Origin of the sequence: Iodidimonas gelatinilytica (assembly GCF_008579125.1) — a bacterium.
Taxonomy (GTDB): domain Bacteria; phylum Pseudomonadota; class Alphaproteobacteria; order Sphingomonadales; family Rhodothalassiaceae; genus Iodidimonas; species Iodidimonas muriae.
On record NZ_BKCL01000005.1, the window covers coordinates 209,359 to 221,328 of the forward strand.

General features: G+C 55.6%; 9 protein-coding genes and 2 pseudogenes. 10 read left to right on the forward strand and 1 reads right to left on the reverse strand.

Annotation, left to right across the window (positions count from 1 at the left end; translation table 11 throughout):
• Positions 1 to 7: 7 nt before the first annotated feature.
• Positions 8 to 1,471, reverse strand: a complete 1,464-nt coding sequence (locus tag JCM17844_RS16890; RefSeq protein WP_150000626.1) for an oxidoreductase — start codon at positions 1,469 to 1,471, stop codon at positions 8 to 10.
• An 88-nt stretch (positions 1,472 to 1,559) separates the two neighbouring features.
• Between JCM17844_RS16890 and JCM17844_RS08910 the strand changes: the two are divergent.
• The 10 genes and pseudogenes from JCM17844_RS08910 (at position 1,560) to JCM17844_RS08950 (ending at position 11,963) form a co-directional block, all read left to right on the forward strand.
• Positions 1,560 to 1,948: pseudogene (locus tag JCM17844_RS08910) on the forward strand (RidA family protein).
• Positions 1,949 to 2,181: 233 nt separating this feature from the next.
• Positions 2,182 to 2,631, forward strand: a pseudogene (locus JCM17844_RS16620) (TonB-dependent receptor plug domain-containing protein); the annotation flags it as partial.
• 566 nt (positions 2,632 to 3,197) lie between these two features.
• Positions 3,198 to 4,280, forward strand: coding sequence for a TonB-dependent receptor (locus JCM17844_RS16020; RefSeq protein WP_150000628.1), 1,083 nt, complete (start codon positions 3,198 to 3,200; stop codon positions 4,278 to 4,280).
• Positions 4,256 to 4,450 (forward strand): TonB-dependent receptor, encoded by a 195-nt coding sequence (locus tag JCM17844_RS16625; RefSeq protein WP_268885112.1) that lies wholly within the window; start codon positions 4,256 to 4,258, stop codon positions 4,448 to 4,450. The genes JCM17844_RS16020 and JCM17844_RS16625 overlap by 25 nt, the downstream gene beginning before the upstream one ends.
• 81 nt (positions 4,451 to 4,531) lie before the next feature.
• Complete coding sequence (locus JCM17844_RS08930; RefSeq protein ID WP_150000631.1) at positions 4,532 to 5,593, forward strand: CDGSH iron-sulfur domain-containing protein; 1,062 nt, start codon at positions 4,532 to 4,534, stop codon at positions 5,591 to 5,593.
• A gap of 60 nt (positions 5,594 to 5,653) precedes the next feature.
• Complete coding sequence (locus JCM17844_RS08935; protein WP_150000632.1) at positions 5,654 to 7,030, forward strand: sodium-dependent transporter; 1,377 nt, start codon at positions 5,654 to 5,656, stop codon at positions 7,028 to 7,030.
• Between the two features lie 3 nt (positions 7,031 to 7,033).
• Positions 7,034 to 8,167 (forward strand): aminotransferase class V-fold PLP-dependent enzyme, encoded by a 1,134-nt coding sequence (locus tag JCM17844_RS08940; RefSeq protein WP_150000633.1) that lies wholly within the window; start codon positions 7,034 to 7,036, stop codon positions 8,165 to 8,167.
• A 16-nt stretch (positions 8,168 to 8,183) separates the two neighbouring features.
• On the forward strand, positions 8,184 to 10,289 hold the full coding sequence (locus JCM17844_RS08945) for a 3-hydroxyacyl-CoA dehydrogenase NAD-binding domain-containing protein (RefSeq protein WP_150000634.1): 2,106 nt from the start codon (positions 8,184 to 8,186) through the stop codon (positions 10,287 to 10,289).
• 86 nt (positions 10,290 to 10,375) lie between these two features.
• Complete coding sequence (locus JCM17844_RS14925; protein ID WP_210431681.1) at positions 10,376 to 10,618, forward strand: hypothetical protein; 243 nt, start codon at positions 10,376 to 10,378, stop codon at positions 10,616 to 10,618.
• The gene (locus JCM17844_RS08950) at positions 10,575 to 11,963 is read left to right on the forward strand and encodes an FMN-binding glutamate synthase family protein (protein WP_210431682.1); all 1,389 of its coding nucleotides are present in this window, start codon (positions 10,575 to 10,577) and stop codon (positions 11,961 to 11,963) included. Before JCM17844_RS14925 ends, JCM17844_RS08950 begins: the two co-directional genes overlap by 44 nt.
• The last annotated feature ends 7 nt before the right edge of the window (positions 11,964 to 11,970 follow it).

Below are 11,970 nucleotides of genomic sequence, written 5' to 3' on the forward strand. Positions count from 1 at the left end.
CGTATTTTCAGGTTTTATCCCCATCGCGCCATCGGGGCGCCGTGAGACGACGCCGCCCATCCTGACTCAAACGCACAGTCGGGTCATCCAGATCCAGACGATCCCACAGCTTGCATGTCACTTGCTTGTGCTTTTGATCCAGCCCTTCGCAATAATTGGTATATTCGCACAGGCGCACGGCATCGCCCCGCCCCATGCGCATTTTACTCCACCAATCAGGGTCCGCCAGCGATTGCCGCGCCGCGCCGATGATATCCGCTTGGCCCGCGGCCAAAACCCCTTCCGCCTGCTGGAAATTATGGATACCGCCGGTCACCACCACCGGCGTTTCAAAGCCGGCCTCCCTGATGGCCGTACGGATTTGGGCTGTGGGGCCGATATTGCGCCCATAAGGCCCCCGTTCGTCGGACAAGAATTGCGGCATACATTCATAACCGCTTGGCCCGGTATAGGGATAGGCCGCAGCACCGGGCTTTGGCTGCATCGCATCTTCAAATTTCCCCCCGCGCGAGGTGGAAAGGAAATCCATTCCGGCCCGGGCAAAGGCCACCCCGAACCGGGTGGATTCAGACAATCCGGTGCCGCCCTTGATACAATCTTCTGTCAGAAAACGGCAGCCCACCGCATAGCCCTTCCCTACCGCATCACGCACAGCAAAATACACGTCCAAAGGCAAGCGAAGCCGATGCTCCGGCACACCTCCATAGCCATCGGTTCTGGTATTCAGCGCGGATAGGAACGATGCCATTGTATAGGCATGGGCATAATGCAGCTCTACCCCGTCAAAACCGGCTTCTTTGGCTCTGCGGGCCGCATCGGCAAAAAGGCCGGGCAAAGTCTGCGGCAGATCGCGGATATGGGGCAGATGGGTATCTGTCACCCGCTCCCGATAGCCCATTTCAAGCGTTTCCCATTCGCGGGGGCTTAAAACCTTTTTCAGCGCTTCATCATCCAGTGTTTTCAGATATGCGCGTATATCGGCGTCTGAGGCATCGGCCATGTTCAGCACATCACGGTGCCGGTCGGTCAGCTCCAGATAGCGGTCGAAATATGTTTCGGGCTTTGGACGACGGCGAATGGCCAAAAAATCGATCAACTGAATCAACAGCCGCGTCTGCCCGCCACTTTCTTCGTGCACCCGTTTCACCAGTTTTTGAAGGCCGAGTAAAAAGCGATCATCCCCGATACGCAATAAGGGACCGCTGGGAATATCACGGATACCCGTCGCCTCCACAACGATAGCGCCGGGGCGGCTTTGCGCAAATCGCCCATACCAATCCAACACCTCGTCGGTGACAAATCCATCAGCGCTGGCACGCCACGGCACCATGGCCGGAACCCAGCTTCGCTCCTTGAGAAACAACGGCCCCGCTTCAAGCGGAGAGAACAACCGGGCGGCTTTCGCTTGTGCTTCATCGGGCCAAAATCCGGCGCTCGACGGATAAGCAATTCTTTGTCGTGGCTTGTACATGGGCGTAGAGTACGCTAGAACGCCATTAGTTTAAATATAAAATGAATAGAGCCATTTGAACGCTCCAACGCCTCGAAGGAAAGAAAATATGGATATTTTATTGCCGGATGGCTGGCCGCGCCCCAAAGGCTATTCCAATGGCCTTTCCACCCGTGGCCGACAGATTTTCGTTGCGGGCCAAGTGGGATGGGATACCCAAGGGCGCTTCCCGCCCGATTTCGCCGGGCAATTCCGCCAAATTCTTGAAAATACCTTGGCGGTTTTGAAAGCAGGCGATGCAGCCCCCCATCATATTGTCCGCATGACATGGTATATTGTGGACATAGATGGCTACCGGTCGTCTTTGGCGGATATCGGCGCCATTTACCGCACCCTGATCGGCACCCATTATCCCACCATGACAGCGGTGCAAGTGGCAGGCTGGTGGAGCCTGATGCCCTTTTGGAAATCGAAAGCACGGCCATTGTGCCCGATTGAAAAGCTTTAAAATCCGGGGCTTTTCTTTGAGCCTGAAGCGCTTATTGATGCCGCCTTCAAGATTAATGCTTTATTTTTAAAATATTTGTTTTATCCACATACGTTTCATGCATAAAATATCCTCTCAGGGTCTCGGCAAGGGACTGGAAAAATGGGAGGACACGATGTCACGGCTTATTTGTTACCGAGCGAAGCCTGTTGGCCATAAAGCAACCTGCGCCAGCGCATTTGCCATGGCCGTAGTTTTAACCACTGCACCTGCCCCCGGCACTCTCGCGCAAACCGATCCCGCACAAAATCCCTCTGGCGGGCGCGATACCATCGAAGAAATTACCGTCACCGGCCAAAAGCGCGGCCCGCAACGGGTGCGTGATGTGCCAGCCGCCATTCAAGCCATTGGCGGCAATACCATCGACGATATGTTGGCCACGGAATTCTCTGATCTGGCGGGGATGATCCCCAGCCTGCAATTTCAGGATCTCGGCCCCGGCGACAAGGAATATATCATCCGCGGCGTCAACAGTTCGGGCACCGCAACCGTTGGCGTTTATTATGATGAAGCGGTCATCACCGCGCGTAACAAACAGGATGGCGGCGGCCGGCAAGCAGATATCGAACTGCATGATCTGGCCCGCATCGAAGTGCTGAAAGGCCCGCAAGGCACCCTTTATGGGGCCAGTTCCATGAGCGGCACCATCCGCTTCATCCCCAATGAAGCCGACCCTTCGGCTGTTGATTTCAATGTGGAAGGTGAAATTTCCACCACTGATAAAGGCGGCACCAATTACCGCACCAATGGCATGCTGAACCTGCCCATCATCAAAGACAAGCTGGCGGTGCGTGCTGTCGGCTGGATCAGTGATGAAGCGGGCTATATCGACAATGTGCGCCTAGGCCTGAAAGACATCAATTCCAATAATGTGGAAGGCGGCAGAGTGTCTGTGCGCTGGCTGCCCACCGATCGGTTACAGCTTAGTGCCTCTGCCTTGATACAAGAACGCGATGTGGGCGGCAGTTCGCGTTTTTCCACCAGCTATCAACCCGCCTATCTGGAAAATCTGCAAGCTTTTGGCTTTGATGCGCCCGCTTTGGGGGATCTCACCAATCAGGATTTCACCGTCAATGATTGGGATGAAAGCATCGAGCTTTATAGCGTAAAAGCCAATATGATGCGGGCTTTGGCAGCTTTTTCGCCACTTCCAATTATTTCGAACGCGATGTCACCTTCCGCTTCGATTCAACGCCTGTCTTGCTGTTTTTCGGCGCCCCCGCAGCGGCTCTTACAAGGCAGCCGCAAAAGCGCGAATTATGGAGCCATGAACTGCGCTTCGCCTCCAGCCTTGACGGTCCCGTCAATTTCGTCATCGGCGGATTTTTATCCCGCGAAGACAAGGATTTCGATGTGGAAGTGGTGGCCACCAATGAATTGGGACTTCCCCTTGGGCCGTTCGACATCACCAAGGATTTCTTCCTTGATGGCCCGCCCAATGCCGCCATTTTCGGGCGCACCAAATCCGATGAACTGGATCAAGAAGCCCTGTTTGGCGAAGTAACCTTGGAGGCCACAGACAAGCTGTCGCTGACCTTTGGCGGGCGATACTTCAATTTCGATATTGTCTCTAGCGGTTTGGAAACAAAGCCTTTTGTCGGCTTCAACAACGAAACCCGCGCCGTTGATATTTCCTCCGGCTCCGACACCTTCCAGATCAAGGGCAATGCCTCTTATAAAGTGAGTGATGACCATCTGTTCTATTTCACCGCAGCGGAAGGCTTTCGCGTCGGTGGCACCAATGATGCCGCCATCAACCCCACCGGTGTGCCGGTGCCGGAGGGCTTCGATCCCGACAGCCTGTGGAATTATGAAATCGGCTGGAAAGGCGGATTTTTTGATAATCGTCTTGTGGTGAATGCTGCCGCCTTCGTGATCTTGTGGGATAATATTCAGGTGGAAGGCCTTGATCCATCCGGAGCCTTCCCCATCATCACCAATGCCGGTGAAGCGGAAATCGACGGCATCGAATTCGATGTCACCATCCGCCCCATTGCAGGGCTGGATCTCAGCTTTGGTGGCTCGTGGCAAGATGCCCGCATCACCGAAAGCCAGCCCTTGTCGGACCCTTTATCCCCCAGCTTTGATCCCAATGCCGGGCTGAAGGGCGACCAATTGCCCAATGTGCCGGATTTCCAAGCTTTGCCGCGGCACAATATGAACGCCCTCTCACCAGCGATCTTGATGGGCTCGTCCGGATCGATATCAGCTATCGCGGCAGTGTTGATACGCAATTCCGCGAAACCAGCCCCTTTAATGTGCCGCTTGACAGCTACACCATAGTCAATCTGAAAGCGGGGATAACCAACGACCATTGGGATCTCTCGGTCTTTGCGAAAAACCTGTTCGATAAACGGGCGCAGGTGGATGCCATCAATTCGGCGCAAGATCCCTTTTCTTTTATCACCGTTCGCCCCTTCACATTCGGAGGTCATGTGGCCTACCGTTTCTGACCACAGCCCCCATGATATCTGGCACCGCCCGCAGGCATGTCTCGCCAACCGGCGGTGCCTTCCTGTAATAAAGGCAATCCGATGAGTACGCCCCATATCGCCGCCAAGAAACCCTGTCTCGTTACCTTGAAACGGAAGGGAAAAGCCTATTTCTGGTGCCAATGCGGCCTCAGCAAATCCCAGCCCTTTTGTGATGGCTCCCATAATGGCACCGGCTTTGAACCCTTGATCTATAAAGCGCAAAAAGATGGCGAAGAGGTGCTGTTTTGCGCCTGTAAGCAAACCAAAAACCCACCGTTTTGCGATGGCTCGCACAATGCTCTGGACGATAGCTATGAAGAAGCCAGCCCAGAAGACATTGCCGCCAGCGCGTCCCTGCCCATCATACCGCCCGATGAAAAGGGCAAGGCGGTGCTTGATGGCGGCTGCTATGTGGTAACGCCAACAAAGACCACAGCCCATCATGTGGGGGGCTGGCAGATACGGCCAGTGATAGCAGGCCGTGACGGGGCCAGATTTTTATCGCAGTTTTTGCTTCAACCCGGCCCCGATGCCCAGGCCTTGACGGTCGAAGGCAGTGAAATGGTCCTGTTTTTGAACCAGGGATCGGCCCACATCACCATCGGTGGGAAAATATTCAAGGCAGGACCGCAAACCGGGTTTTATGTGCGCCCCGGCGAAGGTTTTCATGCCCGCTCCTTATCCGATACCCCCATCGAACTTTCCTGTGTGATTTGCCCCACCGGCCCCGAACCAACGCCGCTTGATACCATGCCGGACATATTTGATGACCGCATTCCCCAGCGCATGATGGCCATGGACCCGGCCAAAAGACAGACCATGGCCGACCGGTTTTACCAAGTGCTTGTGGGCGAAGATATGGGATCAAAGCAGGTGACGCAGTTTATCGGCGAGATCCCCCGGTCACGGGCGGCAGCCCACCGGCATCTTTATGAAGAAGCCATCACGATTCTCAGTGGCGAGGGCTTTATGTGGACAGAAAATGCCCGCGCCGCTGTAAAGCCCGGCGATGTGATTTTCCTACCCAAAAAACAACTTCATTCGCTGGAATGCACCAGCGAAAGCGGTATGCGGCTGATGGGAGCCTTTTATCCCGCAGGCAGCCCGGCTATCAATTACTGAACAGCTTTATTTATGGGGGCAAAACGATGATAACGCTTAACCGCAAACAAGAGCGCGCGCATGTCTAAGGGTGCGCCCATCAATGCCGTCGCCGCGCAGCGCTGGTCTTCGCGCCTGACATTTGTTCTGGCCGCCGCCGGCGCGGCTGTGGGGTTGGGAAATTTATGGCGGTTTCCCTTTGTTGCCGCAGACAATGGCGGCGGTGCCTTTGTGGTGATCTATCTTTTGGCCGTGGCGGGGATCGGTTTTCCCATCATGCTGGCAGAACTGGCCATTGGACGGCACGGACGGTCCAATGCCGAATTGTCCATTGCCCGCGTCATTGGCGAAGCTGGGGCAAACAAGGCGTGGCGTATCATCGGGGCCTTGAGCATTTTCATCCCCTTTATCGGCATCGGCTATTATTCCGTGGTGGCGGGATGGGTGGTGGATTATCTGCTGTCTTTTATCGCAAGCGGCGGTTTCGGCTATGATAATCCCGCCCAATATCAGCAGCGCTTTGATGATCTGATAGCCTCTCCGGCGCGACTTTTGGGGCTGCATTTCCTGTTCATGCTGGCTGTGACCCATGTGGTGTCGTTCAACATCCGCTCCGGTATCGAACGGGTAGCCAAAATCATGATGCCTGCTTTGTTTATCCTGCTGATCGGGCTGGTGCTTTATGGCTTTTTGGAGGGCGACTTTCAAAAAGGCGCACAGTTTTTGCTGGCTCCCGATTTTTCAAAACTGACAGGGGAAAGCGTGCTGGCTGCCGTTGGGCAGGCCTTTTTCTCGCTGGCGGTAGGGATTGGCGCATTAATGACCTTCGGAGCCTATCTGGACGAAAAAGCCAATCTGCCCTTGGCGGCGGCGCAAATCTGCATCGCCGATACCGCCGTGGCCATTTTGGCGGGATTGGCCATCTTCCCCATCGTGTTCAGCTTCGGGCTGGAAACCGCGGGCGGTGAGGGCCTGGTCTTTGTGGCCCTACCCACCGCATTCGATCAAATGACCGGCGGGTATTTTGTGGGAAGTGCGTTTTTCATCTTGCTGTTCTTCGCCGCCTTTACCACCGGCATCGCCACTTTGGAGCCTGTCGTTTCATGGCTTGAAGGCCGCGGCCTGACCCGCCGGAAAGGCGCCGTTCTTGCAGGCTTTGCCGCGTGGCTTGTGGGGGCGGCGGCGGCGTTGTCCTTCAATGATTGGGCAGGTGTGTATCTGCTATCTTTCCTTCCCGGCTGGGAAACGCGCACGATTTTCAGCATATTGGATTACAGCATTTCCAATCTGTTATTGCCCATCAACGGCCTGTTGATCGCGCTTTTTGTGGGTTGGGCCTTGCCGCGCAGCCTGATCGGTGCCGATCTGGCCCGCTCCAAACATCTGATCACCCTGTGGCGGTTCTTTTTGCGCATCATTGCACCCATCGCCATTCTTGCCATTTTGATTTTGGGATAAGCCATGTTTGATGACATCCGCAGCCATTTCCCGATTTTTGAGCACAAAGCCTATATCAATAGCTGCTCTTATGGCGCCTTGTCGCTTGAAGTGGCGGCGTCCTATCAGGCTTATCTCGATAGCCGCTTCAGCAAAGGGGCGGATTGGGAGGAATTCGTTGGCAAGAACGAAGCCGTACGCGATCTTTGTGCACAGCTGATCCATGCCGAACCCGATGAAATCGCCGTCACCACCTCGGCCTCGGCGGGGCTGAATGCAGTGATCAGCGCCATGCAGCCGACATCCACACGCAACAAGGTGGTGCTGAGCGACTTTGAATTTCCCACCGTTGGCCAGATCTGGCTGGCGCAGGAAGGGCGTGGCTATGAAGTGGTTCATGCCCGCCAACAGGGCACAACCGTGCCGTTTTCCGAATATGAACGCTTGATCGACGACCGCACCCAGATCGTTTCCATCGCCCATATCTGTTACCGCAACGGGGCCATGAACGAAGTGGAACGGATCATCCGCCTTGCCCATGAACGGGGCGCCATGGTCATCCTCGATTCCTCTCAGGCTGCAGGGGCCATCCCCATCGATGTGCGGGCGCTGAATGTGGATATCCTGATCTCGGGCGTGTTAAAATATCTGCTATCCAGCGCAGGTGTCGGCTTTTTATATGTGCGCAAAGATCATCTAAAAACGCTCAACCCCTATGCCACCGGCTGGTTTGCGCAGGAAGATGTGCACGCCATGGACATGCATCATCATATCCCCGCCCATAATGCCCGGCGCTTTGAAAGCGGCACCCCGCCCATTCCGGCGCTTTATGCGGCCCAAGCGGGGTTGCACATGATCCTTGAAGCAGGTGTCGGCAATATCCAAAGCCATGTGCGGGAATTGACATCACGATTCATCGACGAGATCAAAGCCATGGGCGGCACGCTGATGACCCCGGAAAGCCCCGATCGACACGGAGCGATGATCGCCGTAAAATCCACCAACGACCATAAGCTGGTGGCGGCATTGGCCGAACGCAATGTGATCACCTCGTGCCGGGACGGCAATCTGCGGGTGTCGCCACATTTTTATAATTCCCATGCGGATTTCGACGCTTTGATGTCGGCGCTCAAGGACAATCGTTCTTTGCTTGCCTGAAAGATTGGAGACTGTCATGTCAACCGTATCACTGCATAAACAAGGCCGTATCGGCGTCATCGCAGTGGATCATCCGCCGGTCAATGCCATCTCCCAAGCGGTGCGTGAAGGCATTATCACACAGATAAACGCTGCCAATGCCGATGGTCATATCGCCGCCATTGTTCTGATCGCCAAAGGCCGCACCTTCATGGCCGGTGCCGACATCACCGAATTCGGGAAAGCCCCAAAATCCCCCGGCTTTCCTCAGGTCATCAACGCCTTGGAGCAAAGCCATAAGCCCGTGATTGCCGCCATTCACGGCACCGCATTGGGCGGCGGGCTGGAACTGGCTCTGGCCTGTCATTTCCGCATTGCCCATGAAGGTGCAAAACTCGGGCTGCCAGAAGTAACCTTGGGCATCATTCCCGGCGCCCAAGGCACCCAACGCCTGCCCCGCCTTGTGGGCTTGCCATTGGCCTTGGAAATGATTGTTTCTGGCAAGCCCATCACGGCCCCAAAAGCCCATCAGGCGGGCCTTGTGGACGATCTGGTGAAAGGCGACGCCGATGCCTTGCCCCGGGCCGCCATCGCTTATGCGGACAAGATCATAACAGACGGCACAGCGCCGCGCCGCCTGTCGCAGATGGAGGTGCCCCAAAACGGATCGGAAGCGGATCTGTTGGCCAAGGCGCGGGCAGACGCCACCAGGAAAATGCGCGGCGTGCTAGCGCCGCAAAAGGCCATTGATGCGTTGGAAGCGGCACTGACCCTGCCCTTTGAAGATGGCGCGGCCAAAGAACGGGCAATCCTTGGTGCCTGTATGGCAAGCCCACAATCCAAGGCCCTGCAACATGCCTTTTTCGCCGAACGCAAGGCCGCCCGCTTGCCAAAGCACGCCCAAAACGCCACGCCGCGCCCTTTCAACCAGATTGGCATTATCGGCGGCGGCACCATGGGTTGCGGTATTGCTTTGGCATGTCTTGGCGCAGGCCTTTATGTCACCATGATCGAGCGGGATGCAGATGCGTTGAAACGCGCCCAGAACAGCATCCATAAAAGCCTTGATGAAAATCTGGCGCGCGGACGCATTGATAAGGCCGCCCACACCACACAAGGGGCGCTGTTTTCCATCACAACGGATATGGCCGCCCTTTCAGAAGCCGACATCATCATCGAAGCGGTGTTTGAAAAGATGGAGGTGAAAAAATCCATTTTCCGCGACCTTGACAAGGTGGCGAAAAAGGGCGCGATACTGACCACCAATACCAGCTATCTGAATGTGGATGACATCGCTTCCGTCACCGGTCGTCCGGCCGATATTTTAGGCCTGCATTTCTTTTCACCGGCCAATATCATGAAACTTCTGGAAGTGGTGGAGGCCAAAAAAACCGCTCCGGACGTGCTGGCAACGGCCATGGTTCTGGCCAAGAAAATCCGCAAGATCGCGGTGATCGCCCGTGTGTGCCACGGCTTTATCGGCAACCGGATGCTGGAAGGTTATTTGCGTGAAGCGGGGCTGTTGATGCTGGAAGGCGCGACCCCACAGCAGATTGATAAAGCCATTCGCGATTTCGGCTATCCCATGGGGCCATTACAGATGATCGACATGGCGGGGATGGATATTGGCTATATGCTGCGCAAACAATTCCCCGCAAGCCGCTTTGATCCCAATGCTTACCGGGTGATGAACCGGCTGGTGGAAATGGACCGGAAGGGCCAGAAAACCGGTGCCGGAATCTATCGTTATGAAGCAGGCAATCGCACCCCTCTCCCCGATCCGGCTATCGATAAGATTACTGAAGAAGAGGCACAAAAGGCAGGCATCACACGGCGGACCATATCCGATGAGGAAATCGTTGATCGCTGCATCTTGTCTTTGGTGAATGAAGGGGCGCGTCTCTTGGAAGACCGCATCGCCATGCGCGCATCGGATATCGATGTGACCTATCTTTATGGCTATGGCTTTCCCCGTTGGCGTGGCGGCCCGATGTTTTATGCCAGCCAGCGCGGCCTTGACAAGATTTGCGACAGGATCAAACAGTTTGGAGAAACGGTGGGCACACGCTGGTGGACGCCCGCCCCCTTGCTTCAAAAACTGGCGCAAGAAGGCAAAACATTCACCGATTTCGACGCGGAATAAAAACCCCGCCCCAAGAAGGGCTTGCCTTTCCGGTGTCCTGATTGTTCCCTACACAAAGGGGCAATGGATCGGAAAGGCTGAACATCATGCGGTATCTTCCCTTGGCGCTGATTTTTCTGGGCGCTATAGCCTGCGCTGTTTTGGGATGGCTGCTCTCGCCCCATTGGCTATGGCCGTTGGTCGCATTGGGGCCTTTGATGCTTTTGGGGCTTTGGGATCTGCTGCAAAGGATCATTCCCTTTTGCGGCTTTATCCTGTCAGCGCCCATATCCGTTGGTTCTTTGAATGGCTGCGCCTTATCTGCGGGAATATCTGTTCATCGCCGATGATGAAGGCCGCCCTTTCAGCCATGACGAACGGGCGCTGGTTTATCAACGCTCAAAAAATATCGAAGCGCTGCAGGCTTTTGGCACCAAGATGGACCTCTATTCACCGAGCTATGAATGGATCAATCACGCCATCAATGCAAAGCATCCCGATCCGGACTGTTTCCGCGTGAATATCGGCGGAGAGGCTTGTAAAAAACCCTATAGCGCCTCACTTCTCAATATCTCGGCCATGAGCTTCGGATCTTTGGGGGCCCATGCAATCGAAGCGCTTAATCTTGGCGCGAAAATGGGCGAGTTTTACCACGATACCGGCGAAGGCGGGCTCTCCCCTTATCACCAGAAGCACGGGGGCGATCTGGTGTGGGAAATCGGCACCGGCTATTTTGGTTGCCGCACCAAAGACGGTCATTTCGATCCGCATGCCTTTGCAGAAAAGGCGCAAAACGATCAGGTAAAGATGATCGAGGTAAAGCTGAACCAAGGGGCCAAGCCCGGCCATGGCGGCGTGCTGCCCGGCCCCAAGGTCACGCCGGAAATCGCCCAGACACGCGGGGTGGAGCCTTGGAAAGAAGTGATTTCGCCGCCCAGCCACACAGCATTCGATACCCCCAAAAGCATGATGCACTGGCTGGCCCAATTGCGGGATTTATCGGGTGGGAAGCCGGTGGGATTCAAGCTGTGTCTGGGACATCGCTGGGAGTTTCTGGCGCTCACCAAAGCCATGTTGGAAACCGGCATCGCCCCGGATTTTATCGTTGTGGATGGGGCAGAAGGCGGAACCGGCGCCGCCCCCATAGAATTATCGGACCATGTGGGCACCCCCTTGCGCGAGGGGCTGGTTTTCGTGGTCAATACCCTGATCGGCACTGGCTTGCGCGATAAAATCCGCATCGGCGTTGCCGGAAAAATCACCAATGGGCATATGATGGCGGCCAATCTCGCCCTTGGGGCCGATTGGTGCAATGCCGCCAGAGGCTTCATGTTCTCTTTGGGTTGTGTCCAAACCCGAAAATGCCACACCGACCGCTGCCCCACCGGCATTGCAACACAAAATCACTGGCGACAGGCCGGACTTGTGGTCGCCGACAAAGGCCCGCGTTGCTATCAATTCCACAAGAACACCATCCATGCCCTTGCCCATTATGTAGCCTCCGCCGGGCTGGATCATCCGTCCCAGCTTCGCCCGCATCATTTGCGGGTACGGGTCAGTGAAAATCTCGTGAATTCCGCCGATAAGATTTACGATTTTATCGCGCCCAACAGCCTTCTCCATGCACCAAAGGACACACCTTATGCCCGTTGGTGGTCGATGGCCGATGCAAACAGCTTCGCACCGTGTTGTTAAGGGACAC

What these genes read in the sequence shown, in the direction of transcription:
- JCM17844_RS16890 (WP_150000626.1), bottom strand. Translation starts at nt 1,471, where the DNA reads ATGTACAAGCCACGACAAAGAATTGCTTATCCGTCGAGCGCCGGATTT.
- JCM17844_RS08930 (WP_150000631.1), top strand. Translation starts at nt 4,532, where the DNA reads ATGAGTACGCCCCATATCGCCGCCAAGAAACCCTGTCTCGTTACCTTG.
- JCM17844_RS08935 (WP_150000632.1), top strand. Translation starts at nt 5,654, where the DNA reads ATGTCTAAGGGTGCGCCCATCAATGCCGTCGCCGCGCAGCGCTGGTCT.
- JCM17844_RS08940 (WP_150000633.1), top strand. Translation starts at nt 7,034, where the DNA reads ATGTTTGATGACATCCGCAGCCATTTCCCGATTTTTGAGCACAAAGCC.
- JCM17844_RS08945 (WP_150000634.1), top strand. Translation starts at nt 8,184, where the DNA reads ATGTCAACCGTATCACTGCATAAACAAGGCCGTATCGGCGTCATCGCA.
- JCM17844_RS14925 (WP_210431681.1), top strand. Translation starts at nt 10,376, where the DNA reads ATGCGGTATCTTCCCTTGGCGCTGATTTTTCTGGGCGCTATAGCCTGC.
- JCM17844_RS08950 (WP_210431682.1), top strand. Translation starts at nt 10,575, where the DNA reads ATGGCTGCGCCTTATCTGCGGGAATATCTGTTCATCGCCGATGATGAA.